General features: G+C 65.3%; 20 protein-coding genes. 9 read left to right on the forward strand and 11 right to left on the reverse strand.

Annotated features, from left to right (window positions below; all coding sequences use genetic code 11):
* Positions 1–115: 115 nt before the first annotated feature.
* Together QWJ37_RS08910 and QWJ37_RS08915 are read left to right on the forward strand one after the other, a co-directional pair.
* Entirely contained in the window at positions 116–1,843 is a 1,728-nt protein-coding gene (locus QWJ37_RS08910) for a DUF4041 domain-containing protein (RefSeq protein WP_290245077.1), read from the forward strand.
* Positions 1,843–3,159, forward strand: a complete 1,317-nt coding sequence (locus tag QWJ37_RS08915; RefSeq protein ID WP_290245078.1) for a DUF2510 domain-containing protein — start codon at positions 1,843–1,845, stop codon at positions 3,157–3,159. Before QWJ37_RS08910 ends, QWJ37_RS08915 begins: the two co-directional genes overlap by 1 nt.
* A gap of 51 nt (positions 3,160–3,210) precedes the next feature.
* Here the strand turns inward: QWJ37_RS08915 and QWJ37_RS08920 are convergent, their stop codons facing one another.
* The 6 genes from QWJ37_RS08920 to QWJ37_RS08945 form a co-directional block, all read right to left on the reverse strand.
* Complete coding sequence (locus tag QWJ37_RS08920; RefSeq protein ID WP_227901923.1) at positions 3,211–3,879, reverse strand: lysophospholipid acyltransferase family protein; 669 nt, start codon at positions 3,877–3,879, stop codon at positions 3,211–3,213.
* Entirely contained in the window at positions 3,866–4,564 is a 699-nt protein-coding gene (locus QWJ37_RS08925) for an HAD hydrolase-like protein (RefSeq protein ID WP_227927824.1), read from the reverse strand. The genes QWJ37_RS08920 and QWJ37_RS08925 overlap by 14 nt, the downstream gene beginning before the upstream one ends.
* A 228-nt stretch (positions 4,565–4,792) precedes the next feature.
* Positions 4,793–7,696, reverse strand: coding sequence for an excinuclease ABC subunit UvrA (gene uvrA, locus QWJ37_RS08930; RefSeq protein ID WP_227901925.1), 2,904 nt, complete (start codon positions 7,694–7,696; stop codon positions 4,793–4,795).
* Between the two features lie 79 nt (positions 7,697–7,775).
* Complete coding sequence (locus tag QWJ37_RS08935; protein WP_227927825.1) at positions 7,776–8,192, reverse strand: GntR family transcriptional regulator; 417 nt, start codon at positions 8,190–8,192, stop codon at positions 7,776–7,778.
* A 9-nt stretch (positions 8,193–8,201) separates the two neighbouring features.
* Complete coding sequence (locus QWJ37_RS08940) at positions 8,202–10,157, reverse strand: ABC transporter ATP-binding protein (RefSeq protein ID WP_290245291.1); 1,956 nt, start codon at positions 10,155–10,157, stop codon at positions 8,202–8,204.
* Between the two features lie 17 nt (positions 10,158–10,174).
* Complete coding sequence (locus QWJ37_RS08945) at positions 10,175–11,908, reverse strand: ABC transporter ATP-binding protein (RefSeq protein WP_290245079.1); 1,734 nt, start codon at positions 11,906–11,908, stop codon at positions 10,175–10,177.
* Between the two features lie 82 nt (positions 11,909–11,990).
* Between QWJ37_RS08945 and QWJ37_RS08950 the strand changes: the two genes are divergently transcribed.
* Entirely contained in the window at positions 11,991–12,629 is a 639-nt protein-coding gene (locus tag QWJ37_RS08950; RefSeq protein WP_227901928.1) for an MBL fold metallo-hydrolase, read from the forward strand.
* 91 nt (positions 12,630–12,720) lie between these two features.
* Positions 12,721–14,139 (forward strand): APC family permease, encoded by a 1,419-nt coding sequence (locus tag QWJ37_RS08955; protein ID WP_290245080.1) that lies wholly within the window; start codon positions 12,721–12,723, stop codon positions 14,137–14,139.
* A gap of 1 nt (position 14,140) precedes the next feature.
* Here the strand turns inward: QWJ37_RS08955 and QWJ37_RS08960 are convergent, their stop codons facing one another.
* Positions 14,141–14,920 carry a trans-aconitate 2-methyltransferase gene (locus QWJ37_RS08960; protein WP_290245081.1) on the reverse strand — a complete coding sequence of 260 codons (780 nt, stop codon included), beginning with the start codon at positions 14,918–14,920 and terminating at the stop codon, positions 14,141–14,143.
* A 69-nt stretch (positions 14,921–14,989) separates the two neighbouring features.
* Here QWJ37_RS08960 and QWJ37_RS08965 point away from each other — a divergent pair, with 69 nt between their 5' ends.
* Genes QWJ37_RS08965 through QWJ37_RS08975 form a run of 3 tightly spaced genes read left to right on the forward strand, consistent with a single transcriptional unit; the run spans position 14,990 to position 19,363 of the window.
* Positions 14,990–17,530, forward strand: a complete 2,541-nt coding sequence (locus tag QWJ37_RS08965; protein ID WP_227901931.1) for a DEAD/DEAH box helicase — start codon at positions 14,990–14,992, stop codon at positions 17,528–17,530.
* A gap of 10 nt (positions 17,531–17,540) precedes the next feature.
* Positions 17,541–18,035 carry a GNAT family N-acetyltransferase gene (locus QWJ37_RS08970; protein ID WP_290245082.1) on the forward strand — a complete coding sequence of 165 codons (495 nt, stop codon included), beginning with the start codon at positions 17,541–17,543 and terminating at the stop codon, positions 18,033–18,035.
* Positions 18,032–19,363, forward strand: a complete 1,332-nt coding sequence (locus tag QWJ37_RS08975; RefSeq protein WP_290245083.1) for an alpha/beta fold hydrolase — start codon at positions 18,032–18,034, stop codon at positions 19,361–19,363. Before QWJ37_RS08970 ends, QWJ37_RS08975 begins: the two co-directional genes overlap by 4 nt.
* Positions 19,364–19,435: 72 nt before the next feature.
* Here the strand turns inward: QWJ37_RS08975 and QWJ37_RS08980 are convergent, their stop codons facing one another.
* From QWJ37_RS08980 to coaE, 4 genes are all read right to left on the reverse strand, one after another.
* Positions 19,436–19,624, reverse strand: coding sequence for a hypothetical protein (locus QWJ37_RS08980; RefSeq protein ID WP_227901936.1), 189 nt, complete (start codon positions 19,622–19,624; stop codon positions 19,436–19,438).
* Positions 19,590–20,063: a hypothetical protein gene (locus QWJ37_RS08985; protein WP_290245084.1), complete on the reverse strand. Its 474-nt coding sequence runs from the start codon at positions 20,061–20,063 to the stop codon at positions 19,590–19,592. Before QWJ37_RS08985 ends, QWJ37_RS08980 begins: the two co-directional genes overlap by 35 nt.
* Positions 20,064–20,108: 45 nt before the next feature.
* On the reverse strand, positions 20,109–22,190 hold the full coding sequence (gene uvrB / locus QWJ37_RS08990; protein ID WP_290245085.1) for an excinuclease ABC subunit UvrB: 2,082 nt from the start codon (positions 22,188–22,190) through the stop codon (positions 20,109–20,111).
* Positions 22,191–22,253: 63 nt separating this feature from the next.
* Entirely contained in the window at positions 22,254–22,880 is a 627-nt protein-coding gene (gene coaE, locus QWJ37_RS08995) for a dephospho-CoA kinase (RefSeq protein ID WP_227901939.1), read from the reverse strand.
* Between the two features lie 68 nt (positions 22,881–22,948).
* On the opposite strand from coaE, the gene QWJ37_RS09000 reads away from it, so the two are divergent.
* Both QWJ37_RS09000 and QWJ37_RS09005 read left to right on the forward strand, forming a co-directional pair.
* Positions 22,949–23,623 carry a YigZ family protein gene (locus QWJ37_RS09000; RefSeq protein ID WP_227901940.1) on the forward strand — a complete coding sequence of 225 codons (675 nt, stop codon included), beginning with the start codon at positions 22,949–22,951 and terminating at the stop codon, positions 23,621–23,623.
* The gene (locus QWJ37_RS09005; RefSeq protein WP_227901941.1) at positions 23,620–24,777 is read left to right on the forward strand and encodes a methyltransferase; all 1,158 of its coding nucleotides are present in this window, start codon (positions 23,620–23,622) and stop codon (positions 24,775–24,777) included. The genes QWJ37_RS09000 and QWJ37_RS09005 overlap by 4 nt, the downstream gene beginning before the upstream one ends.
* The last annotated feature ends 172 nt before the right edge of the window (positions 24,778–24,949 follow it).

Consider the following 24,949-nt stretch of genomic DNA (forward strand, 5'->3'; position numbering starts at 1 on the left):
CTCCGCGGCGTCCCTGACGTACGGCCGGCGTTTCGCGGGACGCTGAACGCCGCGGGCTACCCCTCGGGAATACCGTTGAGGACCTTTTGTCCGAGGGCCGTTATATGGTCCTTTTATGCCGCATGTTTCCTTGCCCAAAGGGGCAAACTCCCTTATCGCAGCGCCCGTCCACCAAGGACTCCGCTTAGAGCTCCACTGGACGGCGCAGTCCGGCACACAGGAGGTGGACCTGTTTATGCTGCTGCTGGACGCTAACGGAAAGGTATCCACCAACGCAGAGGTTGTCTTTTACAACCAGCCGGATTATCACAACGGTATTGCCCGCTATATAGGACGAAGCGACACTTCGTCGAAGCATGCGCACAGGGCAGAGATATTCCTTGACCGATTACCCGACGATGTCCACACCATCGCAGTCGCAGGCGCCCTCGATGCTGAAGACTCCAGATTAGGTGAACTCTATTCGCTGGGTCTCACGCTGTCGGCTGACTCTGGAACACTTTTCGAGATCCCCTGTGAAGGGTTATCCACGGAACGTGTTGCCGTTGCTGGTGAAATCTACCGCCGGAACGGAGAATGGAAGGTTCGTTCAGTCTCGCAGGGGTGGAACGGCGGGCTCCCGGACCTGCTCAGGTACCACGGGGCAGTCCTCGACGAGGCGCCAGCGACGGATGAAGCCACAGTCGAGCGACCCAATAGTGCATATCCGCCTTCCCCTGCCGGGGTGCCGGACGCATCAAAGCTGGCCGTGCTCCAGGATTTGGACCACCGAATCCGTGAACGCGAGGCTGTTCTGGCCGAGCTTGAGTCACGGATAGTGGAGACTCGCGAGATCAACCTTCTCCAAGACCTGGGTATTTATGAGTTCGCGCATCCGCTGGAGGATGCCGTCCAGTACAAAGACCGCCTTTCCAAGCTTCGGAGCTCCATAAAGGAAGTCGTGAAAGAACGAGCGGTTACGGGAGCGACGAACTGGGCGGTAAACGGTAGCCTCGCCAAAGGTGCACAGATGGTGAAAGAGCAGTGCAAGCTCATGCTGAGGGCATACAACGCCGAGGCGGATAACTGCGTACGTACGGTCCGTGCCCACTCTCTTGAAGCCAACCTTTCCCGACTTGAACGTGCCAAAAAGTCAATCGAGAAACTCGGCAAGAGCATGGCAATCGAGATCACCGAGGACTACCACCGGCTGCGGTTGGAAGAGTTGAGACTGACCGCCGATTACCATGCCAAGGTGGCGGATGAACGCGAGACGCAGCGCGCACTCAGGGAGGAGGCACGCGAACAGGAAAAAGTTGAAAAGGAGCTGCAGAAGGCTCGGGACAAGATTGAGCAGGAGCGCGACAAGTACCTGGCAGCTCTGGCGATCGCGGTCGATAGCGGGGAACCCGGCGCCGTCGCCGCCATGCAGCAGTTTGTTGAGGAAGCGGAGGCGAAGCTTCGGGATATAGAGAATCGGCAGGCGAATGTGCGCACGGGCTATGTTTACGTCATCTCTAACCTAGGCGCCTTCGGGGATCGTATTGTAAAAATCGGCATGACTCGAAGGCTCGAGCCCACGGAACGTATCAGGGAACTCAGCGGCGCCGGCGTTCCATTCCTTTACGACATACATGTCCTTTTCTTCAGCGAAGACGCGGCCGCTCTGGAGGCAGCGTTGCATCGTGAATTTGAAGCACGGCGGGTCAATAAGGTCAATCTCAGGCGGGAGTTCTTTTATGCCACCCCTGCTGAAGTCAAAGAAGCCGTCACGCGTTTGGTGGGTGTCACCACTTTGGAATTTAAGGAAGAATCGGAAGCCAGCGAATTCAGGACCAGCCTGTCGCTAACGGAAGGCGAGTAGTGGGATTTAAGAAAAGCACGTCGATCAAGGTCATGCCCGGCGTCACTGTCCGTGTTTCCACCACGGGTGTCAGCGCCTATGCCGGGCGGACGAAGGTGGCGGGAACGTCGTCATCCTCACGCAGGCCGGCTGCGAGGACCGCCCCTCAACGGAGGGCTGCTCCTGTTGCCCCGCCCCGCCCAACATCGCTGCCGAAGCCTGGCTTACTCGCACCCAAGGAAGAAAAGGCACTCTACGCCTACGCGGTATCCGGACAGACCCCAGGACTTGATGGACTGGTCCTGCAACATCCCGTATACGGGCACGCGGCTGCGGCACTGCTGGGACTCCAGCAGTTTCGCGAAGGCAACTACGAGGCTGCCGCACTTCAACTGCGAAGCGCTATCCACGGCCCGGCACCAATCGAGACCAATCCGTTTGTCCTCAAATACCTGCCCGGCTTCACCTATGATCTGGAAATAGCAGGCGGGGTGATAGTGTGCCTGCCCCTTACAGGGGCTGCGTTGACCTTGGTCCTGGCAGAGGCCCTTCAATCGCTGCACCGGGGTGATGAAGCTATTCACTACGTTGAACAGCTGGATCCGACCTACCCCGCGCTGCTCAGCCTCACAGAGCTCTATTCCGACAGGGGGGATTGGGACGAAGTGCTCAGGCTGACCGACCGCGTCCCCGTGGATTCGGAAGTCACCGCGCTGCTGGCCATTCTCCGATCCCAGGCCCACCTCGAACTCGGACAGCTTGTGGCCGCCAAGGAGTGCATCAAACCGCTGACTGCCAGCAAGAAGTATTCAGAGAATATTCGCTTTAAAGCCCTAGTCCACCGGTCCAATATCAGCCTTCAGGAGAAGGCTTACGGGCGGGCTGTCGCCGATTTAGAGAAAATTCTGGCCGAAAACTCACAGGTGCAGGGGATCCGCGAAGCCATCGCCGAGATCAATAGGGCCAGGCTTGAAGCGGACAGGCAAAAAGCAGATGCAGCCGCCCAAAAGGCAGCCGAAGCCCAGCGTCTGCGGGAAGACAAGGCCGCGGAGGCGCAGCGCCAACGCGAGGCGAAGGCTGCGCAGGCGCAGCGTGCCCGCGAGGAGAAGGCGGCTGCGAAACTCGCGCAGAAGGCAACGCCGGTGATTCAGACCGGAGTCATAAGCCTGAGCGACGATGGTGCAGATAACGGGGAGATTCCGGAGGCTTCAGCCCCGGATTCACAGGCTGGGAACACGGACAAGATTCCCGGCTTTTACCCGGACCCCGAAGGAATAGCGCCTTTCAGGTACTGGGACGGTCACTCCTGGACCTCCCGCGTTCGCATGACGCAGTAGACGGTCGCATGCTCGGCATCCGAGGGGTAGGAGCTTCCGGGATCCCGCGGGCTACCCCTCGGGCCGGTTGCGGTTGTAACTCTCCGCGCGCTCCTGGCCGGTGAGTTCGGCGATGGCGTCCATGACCCGGTCCGTGGCCTGCCGGCGCGCCGGAAGGGCATGTTCGGGTCCGGTCTTCTGGAAGTACAGCGGCGCACCGACCTTCAGGGTGAAGTGCCCCGGCTTCACGGTCTTTTTGCCCGCCGGCTGCAGGTTCTCCGTGCCGATCAGGCCCACCGGAACCACGGGGGCACCGGAGGTCAGTGCCAGCCAGCCGACGCCGGTCCGGCCGCGGTAGAGCAGCCCGTCCCGTGAGCGGGTGCCCTCGGGGTAGATGCCTACCCCTCCGCCGTCCTCGAGGATGTCCAGCAGGGTCCGGAGGGCTGCCACACTGGCGGCCTGCTGGTCACGCTGCACCGGGATGGACCCCACGCCTTCAAAGAAGCTCTTCATGGCGTAGCCCTTGAGGCCCGTGCCGGTGAAGTACTCGGCCTTCGCGAAGAACCCGACCCGCCGCGGCAGCAGCGCCTGCACCAGGACGCTGTCCAGGAAGGAGAGATGGTTGCAGGCCACAATAAAGGGTCCGCTGGACGGTACGTTCTCCAGTCCGGTGATGGTGGGCCGGCACAGGCCGCCCACAAGGCCGCGGATACTGGTCCGCGTGAGGTTATAGAGCGCCATGGAGCGCCGGTCCGTTCTCAGCGGAGCGCAGTACCGCATCCACCAGTTCCGCGGCGGTATCCACCACAACGGCGGCGCCGGCTCCGTCCAGTTCGCCCGGGGCTGCGAAGCCCCAGGACACACCGATGCAGTCCAGTCCGTTGGCGTGTGCACCCTCGACGTCGTGGCGCCTGTCGCCGATCATCACGGCTGCGTCGTAGCTCCCGGCGTGCCGTTCCAGGGCCGCACGGATAATGCTGCGCTTGCCGTCCAGTGCGGCGGCGGCCTGTTCATCCGCCGGTGAGCCGTGCACGGAGGCGAAGAGTCCACCCATCTCCTGCACTCCGAGGAGTTCCACGGCCAGGGCCTCCGGCTTCTGGGTGGCAACGGCCACTGTGTGCAGGGCGCCCAGCCGCTCGACGGCGTCGCGGATCCCCGGGTAGGGACGGCTCTGTGCCATCCCGGCGGACCGGTAGCCGGTGCGGTATTGCCGGATAACCTCTTCGACCCGGCTTTCCGGTACGCCTGCGATGTCCCGCAGGGAGGTCACGAGGGCGGGGCCCACCATCCGCTGCAGGTCCGCGTCAGCCGGAACCGGAAGGCCGCAGGCGGACAGGGCGGCACTGATACCGCCGGTGATGGCGCCGTTGGGGTCAACCAGCGTTCCATCGAGATCAAAGAGCACCAAGAGCCGGGGAGAAGTCACGGCCCAAGTTTGGCATACCGGGAAGGACTAAGGGAAAAAGGTATACCAATGATGGAATATGTCGGCGGCGGTTATATTCCGCAGAAGTGTCTGTGGCACCGCGCGCCGTGCCCGGGCAACACGGCATGGCCGGGCCAAACATCACGCGGTCCGGAAGACGGGAATGCCCCCGGACAGTCCGCCGAAACGGACTGTCCGGGGGCATCATGGCGCCCTGCCGCAGAACGGTTACGGGTTGAGGATCTCCGCGAGGAACGTGGCCGTGTGGCTGCCCTCCACCTTGGCCACCTTCTCCGGGGTGCCGGAGGCCACGACCCTGCCGCCGCCGTTGCCGCCGTCGGGGCCCAGGTCAATGATCCAGTCCGCGCTCTTGATCACGTCGAGGTTGTGCTCAATGGTGATCACGGTGTTGCCCTTGTCCACCAGGCCCTGGAGCACTTCCAGCAGCTTGCGGACGTCCTCGAAGTGCAGGCCGGTGGTCGGCTCGTCCAGGACGTAGATGCTGCGGCCGTTGGAGCGCTTCTGCAGCTCGCTCGCCAGTTTCACGCGCTGCGCCTCACCGCCGGAGAGCGTGGTGGCCGGCTGGCCGAGCCGGACGTAGCCCAGGCCCACGTCCACCAGCGTGTTCAGGTGCCGGGAGATGGGACCGAACGCTGCGAAGAACTCCGCTGCTTCCTCGATCGGCATGTCCAGCACCTCGGCAATGTTCTTGCCCTTGTAGTGGACTTCCATGGTTTCCCGGTTGAACCGGGCGCCGTGGCATACCTCGCAGGGCACGTACACGTCCGGCAGGAAGTTCATCTCGATCTTGAGCGTGCCATCGCCGTGGCAGGCTTCGCAGCGCCCGCCCTTGACGTTGAAGGAGAACCGGCCCGGCAGGTAGCCGCGCACCTTCGCCTCATTGGTCTCCGCGAAAAGCTTGCGGATGTGGTCCCAGACGCCGGTGTAGGTGGCCGGGTTGGAACGCGGCGTGCGGCCGATGGGGCTCTGGTCCACGTGGATGACCTTGTCCAGCTGCTCCAGGCCCTCCACCCGGGTGTGCCGGCCGGCCACATGCTTGGCGCCGTTGAGTTTGTTCGCCATGGTCTTGTAGAGGATGTCGTTGATCAGCGTGGACTTGCCCGAGCCGCTGACACCGGTCACCGCTGTGAACACGCCCAGCGGAATGTCCACGTTCAGGTTCTGCAGGTTGTTTTCCCGCGCGCCCACGATCTTCAGCTGGCGGGACTTGTCCACCTTGCGCCGTTTGGCCGGGATCTCAATCTTCTTCCGGCCGGAAAGGTAGGCACCGGTAATGGAGCGTTCGTTGGTGAGCAGCTCAGCCAACGGACCGGAGTGCACAATCTCGCCGCCGCGCTCACCGGCACCGGGTCCGACGTCAACAATCCAGTCCGCTTCATGGATGGTGTCTTCGTCGTGCTCCACCACAATCAGGGTGTTGCCCAGGCTGCGCAGCCGGGTCAGGGTTTCGATCAGCCGCCGGTTGTCCTTCTGGTGCAGGCCGATGGACGGCTCGTCGAGCACGTACAGCACGCCCACCAGGCCGGAACCGATCTGGGTGGCCAGGCGGATGCGCTGTGCCTCGCCGCCGGAGAGGGTGGCCGCCGGCCGGTTCAGGCTCAGGTATTCGAGTCCGACGTCGAGCAGGAACGTCAGCCGCGCCTGGATCTCCTTGAGTACGTTGCTGGCGATCTGTGCTTCCCGTCCGGTGAGGGTCAGGCTGCCCAGGAACTCGGCGGCCTCACGGAGCGGTAGGGCGCTGATCTCGGCAATGTTGCGGCCGTTGATCAGCACGGAGAGGGAGGCAGGGTTCAGCCGCGCTCCCCCGCACTCGGGGCAGGCGATTTCGCGCATGTACTCCTCGTACCGGTCCCGGGCATGGTCCGATTCGGTTTCCAGGTGCTTGCGGTGGATGTACTGGATGACGCCTTCGAAGCCGGTGCTGTACTTGCGTTCGCGGCCGAAGCGGTTCCGGTACTGGACCACCACCTTGTGGTCCTTGCCGTTGAGGACTGCCTCGCGCGCCTTGGCGGACAGCTTCTTCCACGGGGTGTCCATGGAAAAGCCCATGTCCTTGGCCAGGCCCTCAAGCAGCCGGTTCCAGTATTCGGTGGTGGCGGCGCCCAGTGACCAGGGAGCGATGGCGCCTTCGGCCAGGGACTTGGACGGGTCCGGAATGATCAGGTCCTCATCCACCTCCAGCTTGGAGCCGATGCCGGTGCAGACCGGGCAGGCACCGAAGGGGTTGTTGAAGGAGAAGGAGCGCGGCTCAATCTCGTCAATGGCCAGCGGATGCTCGTTCGGGCAGGCCAGGTTTTCGGAGAAGGCCCGGGTGCGGTCCTCACTGTCCTCGGGCAGGTCCACGAAGTCGACCACTATCCGGCCATCGGCGAGGGCCAGGCCGGTTTCCACCGAGTCGGTGAGCCGCTGCCGGATGCCGTCCTTGGCTACGAGGCGGTCCACCACCACTTCAATGTTGTGCTTGATCTGCTTGCCGAGCTTGGGCGGGTCGGAGAGCTGGATCTGCTTGCCGTCCACCCGGGCACGGGAGTAGCCCTTGGCGGCAAGTTCCTTGAACAGGTCCACAAATTCGCCCTTGCGGCCGCGGACCACCGGGGCGAGGACCTGGTAGCGGGTACCTTCTTCAAGCTCCAGGAGCTGGTCCACAATGGCCTGCGGGGTCTGCCGGCTGACCGGCTCGCCGCAGACGGGGCAGAACGGGCGTCCCACGCGTGCCCAGAGCAGGCGCATGTAGTCATGGATCTCGGTGATGGTACCCACGGTGGAACGCGGGTTCTTCGATGTGGACTTCTGGTCAATCGAGACCGCAGGCGAGAGGCCTTCGATGAAGTCGACGTCGGGCTTGTCCACCTGGCCCAGGAACATGCGGGCGTAGGCGGAAAGCGATTCGACGTAGCGGCGCTGTCCTTCCGCAAAGATGGTGTCGAAGGCCAGCGACGACTTTCCGGAGCCGGACAGGCCGGTGAACACGATCATGGCGTCCCGGGGCAGATCCAGGTCAACGTTCCGGAGGTTGTGCTCGCGCGCCCCCTTCACTACCAGTCGGGACAGATCATTGGCAGTATGCGGCGCAAACACAGTGTCCGCCGTCGTGAGAGTCGATTTAGGCACGTTTTCCACTCTAGTTCAAACACCGATTCGAAAACGTATTCGAGCAGCCGAGTTTCGCCGCAGGCGAAGAGCAGCAGCCTTACTGCAGGGCGGCACGCACCAGCGCGACGGCGTCGTCCGCGGGAATGCCGTTGGCGCGGGCCGCGTCGGCAAAGACCCGGGCGGCCTCGGCTACCCGGCTGCGGCCGGCGTCACCGGCGGCGGCCACCACTGTTCCCGCCCGGGAGCGGGTGGTGACCACCTGGGCCTGTTCCAGCTCCCGGTAGGCCCGCGCCACCGTGTTCACCGCAAGCCCAAGGTGTCCTGCCAGCGCGCGGACCGGCGGCAGCCGGGTGCCCACGGCGAGCCGGCCCTCGTTAACGGCGTCCAGGATCTGCAGGCGCAACTGCTCGTACGGGGGGACCGAGCTTGCAGCGTCGATCCGAACCCAGGGCAGGACACCGGGATCGGTGACGGTGGAGGGCGATTCAGGGCCGGTGCCGGGCGCGGGAGTCATGATGTCATGCTAGTGCCCGTCCGGTGCGGACGGCGCAGCGGCCGCCTCAGCACCCCCGGCCGATTCCACTGCCGGTCCGGCGAACTGGGAGCGGTACAGCTCGGCATAGAAGCCCTCGGCAGCGAGCAGCGCGTCATGGACACCCTGCTCCACAATCTCTCCGTTGCGCACCACCAGGATGACGTCCGCGTCGCGGATGGTGGAGAGCCGGTGCGCAATCACGAAGCTGGTCCGGTCCTGACGGAGGGCATTCATTGCCATCCGGATGGCCACCTCGGTGCGGGTGTCCACGGAGCTGGTTGCCTCATCCAGCACCAGGATGGCCGGGTCGGAGAGCCAGGCGCGGGCGATTGTCAGCAGCTGCCGCTGGCCCTGGCTCAGGGATCCGCCGTCATAGCCCAGCACGGTGTCATAGCCTTCCGGCAGGGAGCGGACAAAGTGGTCCACGTGCGTAGCCAGTGCAGCGGCATGGATCTGCTCGTCCGTGGCCCCGGGGGCGCCGTAGGCCAGGTTTTCGCGGACGGTGCCCTCAAAGAGCCAGGCGTCCTGCAGCACCATGCCGATCCGGCTGCGCAGCTCTTCGCGGCTCAGCCGGGCAATGTCCACGCCGTCAATGGTGATGCGTCCGGCATCAACGTCATAGAAGCGCATCAGCAGGTTCACGAGGGTGGTTTTGCCGGCACCGGTAGGACCGACAATCGCCACCGTCTGCCCCGGTTCGGCGACAAAGGAAAGATCCTTGATGAGCGGCGCTTCAGGACTGTAGCTGAAGGACACGTCTTCGAAGGCCACCCGTCCGCGCACCTTGTCCAGATGTTCCGGGTGCGCCGGATCCGGTTCCTGTTCCCGCGCATCCAGCAGCGCGAACACGCGTTCGGCCGAGGCGACGCCGGACTGGAGCATGTTGATCAGCCCGCCCAGCTGGCCAAGGGGCTGGCTGAACTGCCGGCTGTACTGCACAAAGGCCTGGACCCCGCCGATGGACAGCTGCCCGCCGGCCACCTGCAGCCCGCCCACCACGGCCACTGCCACGTAGTTCAGGTTCGAGATGAACATCATCGCCGGCATGATGATGCCGGAAACGAACTGTGCCCGAAATGCTGACCGGAACAGACGGTCATTGGCCGGCGCGAATCCTTCAATCACCCGTTCCTGTTGCCCGAAGGCCTTCACCACGTCCTGGCCGGTGAACATTTCCTCGATATAGCCGTTCACCTCACCGGTGGATTTCCACTGCGTTTTGAACTCCGCCTGCGAGCGCCGGGCAATGAGTACCGTCACCAGGGCGGAGACCGGAACCGTGACCACGGCGATCAGCGCCAGCAGCGGGGAAATGGAGAGCATCATCGCCAGGACACCAATGATGGTCAGCACGGAAGTGACTATCTGGGTGAGGCTCTGCGAGAGGGTCTGGGCCAGGTTGTCGATGTCATTGGTGACCCGGCTCAGGACATCTCCGCGCGACTGCTGCTGGAAGTGGGACATGGGCAGGCGGAACAGCTTGCCGTCCACGTCGCGCCGCAGCCGGTACATGGCGTTCTGGACAATACGGGCCGTCAGCCGGGCCTGGAACCAGCCGAAGACGAAGGCCGCCAGGTAGATCGCCAGGACGCCCAGCAGGATCCCGCCCAGCCGGCCGAAGTCCAGCCCCTGCCCGGGCACCACGTCCATGGCGGCGAGCATGTCAGCCAGTTCCCGCTCCCCCGAGGCCCGCAGGGCTTCCACCTGGGCGTCCTTGGACATTCCCGCCGGCAGGCTGTTCCCGATGAAGCCGTCGAAGATGACGTTGGTGGCTTCCCCCAGGATCCGCGGGGCACTGACCGCGAGCGCCACCGAGACGACGGCGGCCAGCATCACGGCGGCCACGCGGAGCCGGTCCGGTGCCATCAGGACCAGGATGCGCCGGACACTGGCGGCAAAGTTCTCGGGTTTCGCCGTTGCCGGGGCTCCCGGGCGTCCTCGCATGCCCGCCCCGTGCCCGCTCACGCGACCTCCTCGGCCGTGAGCTGGGAGGCGACGATTTCCCGGTACGTCGGGGAGGACTCCATCAGCTCGGCGTGGGTTCCCTGCCCCACGACCCGTCCCTCCTCCAGGACCACTATCCGGGCAGCGTCGGTGATGGTGTTGACCCGCTGGGCCACCACCACCACGGTGGCGTTCCGGGTCTGCGGTTTCAGGGCGCTGCGCAGCCGCGCGTCGGTGGCAAAGTCCAGGGCGGAGAAACTGTCATCGAAGAGGTAGATCGAGGGCCGCACCACCAGGGCACGGGCAATGGCCAGGCGCTGGCGCTGTCCCCCGGAGAAATTGGCACCGCCCTGTTCCACCGGATGGTCCAGCCCGCCGTCCCCGGCCCGGACGAAGTCTGCGGCCTGGGCGGTCTCCAGCGCTTCCCACAGTTCCGCGTCCGTTGCCTCCGGACGTCCGAAGCGCAGGTTGGAGGCAATGGTGCCGCTGAACAGGTAGGCCCGCTGCGGCACCAGGCCGATCCCGTGCCGCAGGGAGGCGAGGGTGACACCGGCAATATCCTGGCCGTCCACGCTGACGGTGCCGGAAGTGGCATCAAGCAGGCGCGGCACCAGATTCAGCAGGGTGGTTTTCCCGGCCCCGGTGGAGCCGATGATGGCTGTGGTCTCCCCCGGCAGCGCCTCGAAGCTGATGCTGTGCAGCACCGGGTCCTCCGCCCCCGGATAGCTGTAGCCGACGTCGGTGAAGGTGAGCCGGCCGCCGTCGTACTCCAGTTCCGCCGCGTCCGGGGTGTCCGTGACGCTGGTGCGGGTATCCAGCACCTCGTAAATGCGCTCGGCACAGACTGCAGCGCGGGGCAGCATCATGATCAGGAACATGGACATCATCACGGCCATGAGGATTTGGATGATGTAGGCGATAAAGGCCGTCAGGGCGCCGATCTGCATTTGCCCGGCCTCGATCCGGAACGCGCCGAACCAGATCACGGCAACGGTGGCGAGGTTGGCCACCAACATGGCTGCCGGGAACAGCAGCGCCAGCAGCTGGCTGATCCGCAACTGGGTGCCGGTCAGGTCGGCGTTGGCCGAATCGAACCGCTGTTCCTCCGAGCGCTCGCGGATGAAGGCCCGGATAACGGCGATCCCCATGATCTGCTCCCGCAGCACGGAGTTCACCCGGTCGATCTGCCGCTGCGCCCGCCGGAAAAGCGGGATCAGGCGCCGCAGGACCAAACCGATCACAACGAACAGCACCGGCAGGATCAGCAGCAGGATCCCGGAGAGCGGTATGTCCTGGTTCAGGGCCAGCAGCACCCCGCCAATGCCCATGATGGGCGCCGAGACCATCATGGTGAACGTCATCAGCAGCGTCATCTGGACCTGCTGCACGTCATTGGTGGTCCGGGTAATCAGTGACGGCGGCCCGAACAGGCCCACTTCGCGGGAGGAAAAGGTTTCCACGTTGGTGAACAGCTCGGAACGGATATTGCGGCCCGTGCTCATCGCCACCCGCGCGGCGAGGAACGTGGCAGCGATGGAACAGAGAATCTGGCCCGCCGTGACGGCGAGCATCCAGCCGCCCACCTCCATGATGACGCCGGTATCCCCGGTGACGACGCCGCGGTCAATGATGTCGGCGTTCAGGGTAGGCAGGTACAGCGTTGCCACAGTCTGCAGCAGCTGCAGCGCAACGACGGCGGCTACGGTGCCTTTGTAGGGAGCGAGGTACTGCCGGACCAGCCTCAGGAGCATCCTTGCAACCTACGCCCGTCGGCGGGTGCAGACAATAGCCCTGCGCAAGCACGTGCGGGAACGGCCTCGCTAGACTGGGCCGATGGAGAATCTGCAGAACATCACCATCCGGAGCGCGTCCGTGGGCACCATGGACAACAACGTTTATGTGCTCACCGACAAGGACACCGGCGCCCAGGTCCTTATTGATGCCGCTGATGATTTCGCCGCCATCCAGCGCCTGCTGGCCGAAGGGGCCGCCGATGCCCGGGTGCCGGCGAAGCTTGAACTGGTGATCACTACGCACAGCCACTGGGACCATGTCCGTGCGCTCGCCGAAACGGCGGCTGCCACCGGAGCGCGTACCGCCGCCGGGACGGAGGACATCGGGGACATCGAAGTACCCACCGTCCTGGCACTTGAACACGGCGACAGGGTGCCCTTTGGCGGCGCCGAACTTGAAGCACTCAAGCTGCGCGGGCATACCCCCGGATCCGTGGCCCTGCTCTACCGGGAGCCGGACGCGCCGGCCCACCTCTTTACCGGTGACTCCCTGTTCCCCGGCGGCCTGGGCAACACGCAGAAGGACCCGGAACGCTTCGCGTCCCTGTACCGCGACGTATTCGAACGTATATTCGAGTACCTTCCGGATGACACCGTGGTGCACCCCGGCCACGGCGCCGGCACCACTCTGGGGGCCGAACGGCCGCACCTGGCCGAATGGAAGGAACGCGGCTGGTAAAGGCGCACAACCCACGCTCCCCGTTGACCCTGCTTCGCGGCCGGCCGTACGCTCCAAAGAGGCCTGCCGGACCGAGTGAGGGAGCGCAGCCGTGGCCGTACCAGCGTTGCCAAAGTCCCGGACGCCCCGGGCCCCGGGGCAGATCGGCCTCGTAGCCTGCGTAGCGTTCGGGGTTGGCACCACGGTGGGCGGAGGGGTATTCACCCTTTCCGGCACGGCGGTCAACCTGGCCGGACCCGCCGCCGCCGTCAGCTACATCCTCGCGGGCATCGTGATGTTCCTGTGTGCACTGTCCTTCATCGTGGTTTCCACCAGGGCCGGCGACGGCGAATCCGGCTACGCCCCCGTGGGCACCATCCTCGGCCCCTTCTGGCGGTTCATTGTGATGTGGGCCTTTTACCTCAACGGGGCCACCATCATCGCCTACCTGGTGGCCTCCTTCGGCGACTACTTCAGCGAATACTTCCTGCCCGCGGCCGGCACCCTGGCGGTGGCGCTCGCCACCACCGTACTGGTCACCGCACTGAACCTCGGCCCGACGTCGCTTGTCGCCCGGGCGGAGACCTGGATCGTTGGCATCAAACTGGGCCTGCTGGTGCTGTTCTCCATCTGGGGCCTCACCGAACTCCGGCCCGATGACCTTGACCGGCCGCTGCCTTCCGGCACCGGGGGGATCTTCTCCGCCGCCGCACTGCTGTTCACTGCCTACACCGGCTTCAACGTCATCACCAACATGGCCGGATCGGTGAAGAATCCGCGCAAAACAGTTCCGCGCGCCATCATGCTGACCATCCTGGTTTCCGGTCTCGTCTACCTCGGCACTGTCCTGGCCATGACAGCCAGCGGGATCACCAGGTTCACCGCCACCGGCGTATCCCAGGCTGCCGAGACGGTCATGGGGGCCTGGGGTGGCGTCCTGGTGGCGTTTGCGGCCTGCCTGTCCACGTTCTCGGGAGCCAACGCCAATGTGCTGGGCGCCTCGGAGATCATGCTGCGCATGGTGGCCCGCGGGGATGTTCCCCCGGCACTGGGCCGGCACACACGCAACGGCCACCCCTACATAAGCGTGCTGCTGCTGGGAATCATCACCGTTCTCCTGGTGGTGCTGCGGGACACCGCGTTTGTAGTCTCCGTTGCCAACGTGGCGGCGATTATCGCCATGATTGTGGTGAGCGTTGCGGCGGCCGTGCTGGGATTCCGCAAATGGCCGGGCGAGGGCGCACGGTTGCCGCTTGGGCCGGTGATTCCCATCCTGGCCGTGCTGGCCGCGGCCGGCCAGCTGCCGTCACTGAACCCGGAAGCAATTGTGGCCGGCTTCTTCCTGACCGGTTTCGGTGCCGCCCTGTACTTCGCCCGGCTGTACGAACGCGGCGGCGCGGGAACCCGGGCGCACGCGAGCGCCCAGATCGATACGCTGAACACCCCGCTGATGAAAGCCGCACGCACCGGGACCATCGCAAACAGCGCGGATCCCTCCGGGCCGCGCCGGCGCCTGCCGCCCGAAGCCTGACCTACGCCGTTTTCCTTGCCACCATAAAAATGCGGCGGAACGGAAAGACGGTTCCCCAGCCGTGCTGCGGGTAGGCACTGCGCAGCAGAGCCGCGTATTCGGCCTCAAACCGGGAGAGCTCCTCTGCCGTCAGGGCAGCAATCACCGGGCGCAGCGCCGTGCCGCGGACCCATTCAAGTACCGGGTCCTCCCCGGGGAGAACCTGCTGGTAACTGGTCTCCCAGACATCGGCCTCCATCCCCGCTTCAACCAGGAGAGCCAGATACTCGTCGGGCGCGGCGACGGCGTCCGCATGGCGCAGCACCCCCTCCAGCTTCGGTGCCCAGCGGGCGCTCGCCGCCAGGTCACGCATGAGCACATGCGACGGGGCAGTGAAGTTGCCCGGCACCTGCACTGCCAGCCACGCGCCGGCGTCGAGCCGTTTGGCCCACTTCCGCAACAGGTCCCGGTGGCCGGGAACCCACTGCAGGGCAGCGTTGGAGACCACCACGTCCGTACCGGCGTCCGGTTCCCAGTCCTCGATCCGGGACCGGATGAACTCCAGATTCGGAGGTGCACACTCCAACGCCCCGGCCTGCTCAATCATGTCGGCGGAGGAATCCACCCCGGTCACCTGCGCACCGGGCCAGCGGGCGGCGAGCGCAGCGGTCAGTGCCCCGGTGCCGCAGCCCAGGTCCACCACCCGCCCGGGCGAGGACGCCGCTATCCGGGCGGTGAGGTCGAAGAAGGGCCTGTCGCGGTGCGAGGAGAACTGTGTGTACTTTTCCGGATCCCATTTCATGCGGCCGAGCCTACCGCCGGAAAGGGAGGAAAAACGCGACAGGCGCGGCCCCGTTAGTCTGGTAGAGACATGAAACTTCTTGAGCAGCTGCCCTCCGGTCCCTCCGCCACCGCAACCATTGACCCCGACGAGACCTACACCTCCTTCCTGGAATGGGTTGAGAGCCGCGGTATGTCGCTGTACCCGGCGCAGGACGAGGCAGTGATGGAACTGGTGACGGGTAACAACGTCATCCTGGCCACGCCCACCGGATCCGGTAAGTCCATGGTGGCCATTGCCGCGCACTTCCACGCCATGGCCCACGACGAGCGCAGCTACTACACCGCTCCCATCAAGGCACTGGTGTCCGAGAAGTTCTTCGCCCTGTGCGAGATTTTCGGTGCTGAGAACGTGGGCATGGTCACCGGGGACTCCTCGGTGAACAAGGACGCACCGATCATCTGCTGCACCGCGGAGATCCTGGCCAACATTGCCCTGCGTGAAGGGCCGGACGCGGATCTGGGCACGGTCATCATGGACGAGTTCCATTTCTACTCCGATCCGCAGCGCGGCTGGGCCTGGCAGGTGCCGCTGCTGGAGCTGCCGCAGGCGCAGTTCCTGCTGATGTCCGCCACTCTGGGCGACATGACCCGGATCGCCAACGAACTCAGCGAGCTCACCAACCGGGACACCGTCACGGTCTCCTCCGTGCAGCGGCCCATCCCGCTGCACTACTACTACGTGGAAACCCCCATCCAGGAATCCCTGGAGGAACTGCTGGCCACCAAACAGGTCCCCGTCTACGTGGTGCACTTCTCCCAGATCGAAGCCATTGACCGGGCCCAGGCGCTGATGAGCATCAACGTCTGCACCCGCGAGGAGAAAGACCGCATAGCCGAGCTGATCGCCGGGTTCCGGTTCGCCCCCGGCTTCGGCAAGACCCTCAACCGGCTGGTCCGCCACGGCATCGGCGTACACCACGCCGGCATGCTGCCCAAGTACCGCCGCCTGGTGGAGCAGCTGGCCCAGGCCGGACTGCTGAAGGTCATCTGCGGCACCGACACCCTGGGCGTGGGGATTAACGTGCCCATCCGCACGGTGCTGATCACCGCCCTGTCCAAGTACGACGGCACCCGCACCCGGCCGCTGAAGGTCCGCGAATTCCACCAGATTGCCGGACGCGCCGGCCGGGCGGGTTATGACACCGCCGGCACCGTGGTGGTGCAGGCACCGGAACACGTGATCGAAAACGCCAAGGCCATGGCCAAGGCGCAGGCGAAGTTCGGTGACGACCAGAAGAAGCTGCGCCAGGTGGTGAAGAAGAAACCGCAGGCCGGTTTTGTCTCCTGGGGCAAACCCAGCTTCGAGAAGCTCGTGGACGGCACCCCGGAGCCGCTTACCTCCAGCTTTAACATCACCCACTCCATGCTGCTGAACCTGCTGGAGCGCCCGGGTGACCCGTTCACCGCAGCCAAGAAACTGCTCACCAACAACCACGAGACGCGGTCCTCCCAGCTGGCGCTGATGAAGAAGGCGCTGAGCATCTACCGCGAACTGAAAACCGCGGGCATTGTGGAGGTGCTGCCCGAACCCGACGCCGACGGCCGCACCGTCCGGCTGAAGGTGCACCTGCAGCCCAACTTTGCCCTGAACCAGCCGCTGTCCCCGTTTGCCATGGCATCACTGGAAATCCTGGATCCGGAGAGCCCGTCCTACGCCCTGGATGTGGTCTCGGTGATCGAGGCGATTATGGAAAAGCCGCGCCAGGTGCTCTCCGCCCAGGAGAAAAAGGCCCGCGGCGAAGCGATCGCGGCCATGAAGTCCCAGGGCATCGAGTATGACGAGCGGATGGCGCTGCTCGAAGAGGTCACCTATCCCCAGCCGCTGGCGGAACTCCTGGAGCAGTCCTTCGAGGTATACCGCTCCGGTGCTCCCTGGCTGGGCGAGTTCGAGCTCAGCCCCAAGTCGATTGTCCGGGACATGTATGAGCGGGCCATGAGCTTCGGCGAGTACGTGCAGTTCTACTCGCTCGCGCGCTCGGAGGGCGTGCTGCTGCGCTACCTCTCCGACACCTACAAGGCGCTGCTGCACACGGTGCCCCCGGAGCGGCTCCGCGAAGACCTGGAGGACATCATCGAGTGGCTCGGCGAGCTGGTCCGCCAGACCGACTCGTCGCTGCTGGACGAATGGGAGGAACTCACCTCCGGAGTCAACCCCGACGCCAGCAGCGAACCCGTGCTGCCGCCCGTGCCGGACCGGCTGACCGCCAACGTCCGGGCCTTCCGGGTGATGGTGCGCAACGAGATGTTCTCCCGCGTCAAGCTTTTCGCGGACGAGGATGACCGCGCGCTGGGCGAGCTCGACGGCGACGCCGGCTGGGACGCCGACCGCTGGGCAGACGTGCTGGACGCCTACTTCGAGGAACACGAGGACATCGATGACGGCCCCGACGGCCGCGGCCCGAACCTGCTGATCATCAAGGAAGTGCCCGGCAAGTGGGAGGTCCGGCAGATTTTCAAGGATCCTGCCAACCACCTGGACTGGGGCATCACCGCGGAAGTGGACCTGGCCGCCTCAGACGAAGCCGGCAGCCCCGTCATCAAGGTGATCACCGCCGGACGGCTGGATTAAGCTGGATCCCATGCAGATCCGTCCCGCGCGCAAAGAAGATGTCCCCGTCATCCTGGAACTCATCCATGATCTGGCGATCTACGAAAAGGAGCCGCACGCCGTGAAGAACACGGTGGAGGCCCTCGAGGAGAACCTCTTCGGCCCGCATCCGGCCATTTTCGCGCATGTGGCAGTGGAGCAGGGACGGGTCCAGGGCTTCGCCCTGTGGTTCCTGAACTACTCCACCTGGGAAGGTGTGCACGGCATCTACCTCGAGGACCTGTACGTCCGGCCCGAAGCGCGCGGCAAGGGCATGGGCAAGGCGCTGCTGCGCACCCTGGCCGGGATCGCCGTCGAGCGCGGCTACGCCCGGGTGGAATGGTGCGTGCTGAACTGGAACGAACCCTCCATCCGGTTCTACAAGTCCCTGGGTGCGGTTCCGCAGGATGAGTGGACCACGTTCCGGCTGACCGGCGACGCGCTGTCCTCCTTCGGCAGCCCCGTGGTTTCAGGAGGGGCAGCATGAGCGCCCCGGTCCCGCGTATCCCCGTTCCCCACACTGCGTCGGCCCCCTACACGGTGCGTGGCATGAACGTCACCGACCACCGGTTCACCGTTCCCCTGGACCACGCGGCACCGGACGGGGAAAGCATCACCGTCTTCGCCCGTGAGTACTCCGATGCGGCCCTCCCTGCTGCCCGGGTGCGGGAACTGCCGTGGCTGCTGTACCTGCAGGGCGGACCCGGAGGCAAGGGCAGCCGGCTGCTGCAGTTCGGCGGCTGGACCAAGGCCGCCTCGAAGCACTTCCGCATCCTGATGCTGGACCAGCGCGGCACCGGGCTGTCCACCCCTGCGGACCGGCAGACGCTGGCCCTGCGCGGTGACGCCGCCGCCCAGGCGGTCTACCTGACCCATTTCCGGGCGGACTCCATTGTTGCGGACGCCGAGCTGATCCGCCGGGCCCTGGGCTCCGGACCGTGGACCACTTACGGGCAGAGCTACGGCGGTTTCTGTACCCTCACATACCTCTCCTACGCGCCGGAAGGTCTGCGCGGGAGCCTGATTACCGGCGGCCTGGCGCCGCTGACCGGTCCCGCTGACCGGGTGTATGAGGCCACCTTCGGGCGGGTGGCCGCACGCAACGCCGAATACTTTGCCCGCTACCCCGAAGACCGGGACATCGTTACCCGCATAGCCCGGCATCTGGACAGCGTTCCCGAATACCTGCCGTCCGGCGAACGGCTCTCCGTCCGGCGCTTCCAGATGGCCGGCTCCTACCTGGGTGGAAACACCCGGGTGGACGGCCTGCACTACTTCCTGCAGGAAGCCTTTGTCCCCACCCCCGACGGCGACCGGCTTTCGGATACCTTCCTGGAGACCATGTACGGACTGGTCAGCCGGGCATCAAACCCGCTCTACGCCCTGATGCACGAGTCCATCTACGGGCAGGGCGAAGCCACGAACTGGGCGGCCTGGCGGGTGCTGCAGTCCCATCCCGAATTCGAGCCCGCGGCCGCTGAGCCGCTGTTCACCGGCGAGATGGTCTATCCGTGGTACTTCGACGAGGACCCGGCGTTGGTGCCCTTGAAGGAGACCGCGGAACTGCTGGCGAAGAAGACAGACTGGGGTCCGCTCTATGACACTGCCCGGCTGGCACGGAACACCGTGCCGGTGGCGGCCGCGGTGTACACCGATGACATCTATGTGGACCGGGACCTCTCGCTGGAAACCGCTGCTGCCGTGAAGGGACTGCAGGTCTGGGAAAGCGGCGACTTCCACCACGACGGCATTGCCGACGACGGCGAGGCAATCTTCAACCGCCTGCTGGGCATGGTGCGCGGCGGCGACGCATAAAAAGCAGGTCCCCGGCGGATAGCCGGGGACCTGAAGCGTTTTTGTGGAGACTCCGCTGCGGAGCTTCGACGGCTACAGGGGTTTCTTTGCCAGTTCCTTGACCCAGTCAGGAGTCTGCCGGCCCAGTTTCTTGTCTGTGGTGACACGAAGCTGGGCGGCACGGATCTGGACACGTTCCTGGTCACGGCGGTGTACAACGGCGGTAGCCGTCTGCCGGCCGGCATGCCTAGCTTCGGGGTTCAGCGGTATGGCCTTGCTCATTATCCGCCTCCTTCACGGGTGTCACGTCGATATCGTCATTCTCCCCCAGGATCGCGGCCGCGTCCATTAACGTGGTCAGCGGTTCATCCGAGGCAATGCTGATGATCGCGGCTTCCTCTTCACCGGCCAGGTCGCTTTGTGCCAGGAGGTTCAGGACACCCAGGCCGGTTTCCTGCCGGTGCGGGTCCTCGGACAGGGAGGCATCGATGGCCCATTGCGCCCGCGCCCACCATTCCGAGCGGCGGTCTGCTTCCCGGCGCTGTTCCAGGGCAGCGGCGTCTGCCCGGCGCCGCTGGTCCAGCGTCTTCCAACCGATCACAAAGGTGAGGATGGCAGCGCCGAGCACCGCCAGCGGGCCAAGGGCGCCAAGTATCTCCCACCACGGGGTGTTCACGGCAGCGGCCGGCACCGGTGCTGGGCTGGGCTGAGCAGAAACCATCAGCCCAGCGTAGCGCCGGCCGCCGACAATAGACGCGAAGCAACCCTAGGCGTGCCCGGCAGACTGCATCTGGCGCAGTTCCTTTTTCAGGTCTCCCACCTCGTCGCGCAGGCGGGCTGCCAGTTCGAACTGCAGCTCGGCCGCGGCCGCATGCATCTGCTCGGTCATGGAGGCAATCAGCTCGGTCAGGTCCTCCGCCGGGGCGGCGGCAAGTCCGTCCTTACGGACAGCCTTGCCCTTGCCCTTGGCCTTCTTGTTCCTGGCCGCTTCCTCCAGGAGTGCCTTGGTGTCGGCGTCCTCGCGGGCCAGCTGATCGGTGATGTCGGCGATCTTCTTGCGCAGCGGCTGCGGGTCCACGCCGTGCTTTTTGTTATAGGCGATCTGGATGTCCCGGCGACGGTTGGTTTCGTCGATGGCATGTTCCATGGAGTCGGTGATCCGGTCCGCGTACATGTGGACCTCGCCGGAGACGTTACGCGCGGCTCGGCCAATGGTCTGGATCAGCGACGTGGAGGAACGCAGGAAGCCTTCCTTGTCGGCATCGAGGATGCTCACCAGCGACACCTCGGGCAGGTCCAGGCCCTCACGGAGCAGGTTAATGCCCACCAGCACGTCGAACGTGCCCATCCGCAGCTCGCGCAGCAGCTCCACGCGCCGCAGGGTGTCGACGTCGGAGTGCAGGTACTCCACCTTCACCCCGTGCTCGAGGAGGTACCCGGTCAGGTCCTCGGCCATGCGCTTGGTCAGGGTGGTCACCAGCACGCGCTCGTCCCGTTCCGTGCGGGTGCGGATCTCGCCGAGCAGGTCATCGATCTGGCCCTTGCTGGGCTTGACCACCACCTGCGGGTCCACCAGCCCGGTGGGCCGGATGATCTGCTCCACGTAGCCGTCCGACTTGGAGAGTTCGTATTTGCCCGGGGTGGCGGACATGTACACGGTCTGGCCGATCCGCTCGAGGAATTCGTCCCACTTCAGCGGCCGGTTGTCCATGGCCGAGGGCAGCCGGAAGCCGTGGTCCACCAGGGTCCGCTTACGGGACATGTCGCCTTCATACATGGCGCCGATCTGCGGAATGGTCACGTGTGACTCGTCCACCACGAGCAGGAAATCGTCCGGGAAGTAGTCCAGCAGGCAGTGCGGGGCGGTCCCCGGGCCGCGGCCGTCAATATGCCGGGAGTAGTTCTCGATGCCGTTGCAGAACCCCATCTGCTGCATCATTTCCAGGTCATAGGTGGTGCGCATCCGCAGCCGCTGGGCTTCGACCAGCTTGTTCTGGGATTCAAGTTCCGCCAGCCGCACCTGCAGTTCATCCTCGATGTTGCGGATGGCCCGCTGCATCCGGTCCTCACCGGCGACGTAGTGCGACGCCGGGAAAACGTACATCTCGGTTTCTTCATGGATGACGTCGCCCGTCAGCGGATGCAGGGTATAGATGTTCTCGATCTCGTCGCCGAAGAACTCGACGCGGATGGCGTTTTCCTCGTACATCGGGATGATCTCCACCGTGTCACCCCGCACCCGGAAAGTGCCGCGGTGGAAGTCCATGTCATTGCGCACGTACTGCATGGCCACGAACTTGCGCAGCAGGTCGTCTCGGTTCATCTGCTGCCCGCGGCGCAGGGTCACCATCTGCTCGATGTACTCTTCCGGGGTGCCCAGACCGTAGATGCAGGAAACGGTGGCCACGACAATGACATCGCGGCGGGTCAGCAGGGCGTTGGTGGCGGAGTGCCGCAGCCGTTCAACTTCCTCGTTGATGGAGGAGTCCTTCTCGATGAAGGTGTCCGTCTGCGGGACGTAGGCTTCCGGCTGGTAGTAGTCGTAGTAGGAAACGAAGTATTCCACGGCGTTGTTCGGCAGCAGCTCACGGAATTCGTTGGCCAGCTGGGCGGCGAGGGTCTTGTTTTGCACCATGACCAGGGTGGGCCGTTGAACCTGTTCCACCAGCCATGCCGCGGTGGCGCTTTTGCCGGTACCGGTGGCTCCGAGGAGGACTATATCCTTCTCGCCGGCATTGATCCGTTCGGCCAGTTCCTTGATGGCGGTGGGCTGGTCGCCGGCCGGCCGGTAATCGCTGACGACCTCGAAGGGCGCCACTACTCTCTTGATGTCCTGCGCAAGACTCATGTCTACAAAACTACTCCGCCATGCGGTCAGCCGTGGTCCGCTTTGCTAGGGGCTGAACGGAAATTATCCGGTCCCTTCGGCGTCCGGCCTGCGCCGGTTCATCGGCACCAGTCTCTGTTCCCACAGCGCCCGCACAGCGGCCGCCAGGTCTTCGGGAGTACCGGTGTTGTGCAGGACGACGTCGGCGGCCTCCGCGCGCTCAGCGGCGGTGGCCTGCGCCGCGATCCGCGCCCGTGCGGCGTCGGGATCCATCCCGCGGTCCCGGACCATCCGGGCCAGGCGTTCCTCTTCGGGAGCCTCCACCACGAGCACAAAGTCAAAGTTTCCGGCCTGTCCGGTCTCCACCAGCAGCGGAATATCCTGCACCAGGATCCCATCCTGCGGAGCTTCAGCCGCCAGCGCTGCGGCGCGGGCACGGACCAGCGGATGAATGATGCCGTTAAGGACCGCCCGGCGCTCATCGTCGCCGAACACCACTGCCGCCAGCGCGGCACGGTCCAAACTGCCGTCCTGCGCGAGAACGGAAGGACCGAACGCCTCCACGACGGCGGCGAGACCGTCAGTTCCCGGTTCCACCACCTCGCGGGCCAGGGCATCGGCATCAATCAAAACGGCGCCGCATTCCACGAGGGTCCGGGCAACCAGGGATTTTCCGGCGGCGATCCCGCCGGTGAGTCCAACCTTGAGCATGCAGCCCAGCCTACCGCCGAAGCCCCGGGCCCCGGGCAGCCGCGGCGCCGGACCACTAGACTAAAGGGGTGAGTGACATCGACGCGGCGGCGGGGCGCTACACCACCGTTGCCGGGGAGCACCGCTCCGAACTGGAGATCAAACGCTCACGCTTCATCACGGTGCTGCGCCGCACCGAAACCGAAGACCAGGCACGGGCGCTGGTCGCAGAACTGCGCCGCGAATTCCACGACGCCCGGCACCACTGCAGCGCCTTCGTCCTGGGCCCGGGACGCGAGGTCCAGCGCTCAAACGACGACGGCGAACCCTCAGGAACCGCCGGCATCCCCATGCTGGAGGCACTGACCAAACGTGAAACCGCCGGCGGCGCTACGGACCTGAGCGACATCACGGCGGTCACCGTACGCTACTTCGGCGGCATTCTGCTGGGTGCCGGCGGACTGGTGCGGGCCTACTCGGAATCCGTCTCCACTGCCCTGTCCACCGCTCCCCTGCTGCAACGGCGTCGGATGTTGCTTTACGCGGTGCCCGCCGGCCACGCCGAGGCTGGACGGCTGGAAAACGACCTGCGCAATGCCGGCCTCAGCGTCACCGGCACCGACTACGGAGCGGCCGGGGCCAGTATCACCGTGGCCCTGCCGGACACCCCGGGCAGTGCTGAGCATTTTCATGACCGGCTGGCAGCCTTCACCGCCGGGGTCAGCACCCCGGAACCGCTTGGAACAGAATGGATCGACCTGTGACGCAAGACCCCGCCGTGACGCCCGGGTTTTCCTTTGAGAACCTCAGCCGTCGCCCCGATGTCGAGGCAGAGAACCTGCAGGCCCACGATGCTGCGGACCGGCTGCTGCTGGATACCGCCGCAGACCGCCTGTGCGCGGACGCAGGCGGCGTCGTCGTCATTGGGGACGCCTATGGTGCGCTGACTCTCGGAGCGGCCGCGCTGCACGGTGTGCGGGACCTGCGGGTCCATCAGGATCCGTATTCCGGTGAGCTGGCACTGGCACGCAACGCCGACGCCGCCGGGCTGGCCGGGGTGTACCGCTCGCTGCCGCTGGATCCGGCACTGGTGCACGGAGCCCGCACGGTGCTGCTGCGGCTGCCGCGGTCCCTTGACGCGCTCGAGGAAATAGCCGCCCTGATCGCACGGCATGCCGATCCCGGTGTGGTGGTTTATGCCGGCGGCAGGGTCAAGCACATGACCACCGCCATGAACGCCGTCCTGGGGCGGTGGTTCGGCTCCGTCTCCGCCGGCCTGGCCCGGCAGAAATCCCGGATCCTGACCGCGGCCGGTCCGCTGCCCGCTGAGCGGCTGCCCGAGGACCGGTTTCCGCTCGCCCAGAAGCACGATGTCGAACTCACCGCACCGCTGGAACTGCGGGCCTACGGTGCCGCGTTTGCCGGGGCATCCCTGGACATCGGCACCCGGTTCCTGCTGCCGTACCTGGCGCAAGCACGGCAGGCGGCGTCCGCCATCGATCTGGGTTGCGGTACCGGGGCCATTGCCGCATATCTGGCACTGACCCGCCCGGATCTGCAGGTGCTGGCCACAGACCAGTCAGCTGCCGCCGTGGCCTCCGCCTCCGCAACCATGGCAGCCAACGGCGTGGCGGAGCAGGTGCGGGTCCGGCGGGATGACGCACTGGCCGGTCTTCCGGAGCGTTCAGCCGAACTGGTGGTGCTGAACCCGCCGTTCCATATCGGTGCCAGCGTGCACGCCGGTATTGCGCTGAAGCTGTTTGCCGACGCCGGCCGTGTCCTGGTGCCCGGCGGGGAACTCTGGACGGTCTGGAACAGCCATCTGGCCTACAAGCCGGCCCTGACCCGGTTGGTCGGCCCCACCCGTGAAGTAGCCCGCAACCCCAAATTCACGATCACGGTCAGCACACGCGCCTAAGCGGACAGTAGCCCCGGCACGCCGGGCGGGACGCCCCTCTTCCCCCGCAGCGCATAATCCCGCACCCGCATGCCACAACCAATCTGAGAGAGCGCTCTCTTGACAGTGACCTTTGTCACACCTAGGCTCACACGAAGATCAGAGAGCGCTCTCTCAGTCCGGCGGATGTTTG

Origin of the sequence: Arthrobacter sp. YD2, from assembly GCF_030410475.1 — a bacterium.
In the GTDB taxonomy this organism is placed as follows: Bacteria; Actinomycetota; Actinomycetes; order Actinomycetales; family Micrococcaceae; genus Arthrobacter_B; species Arthrobacter_B zhangbolii.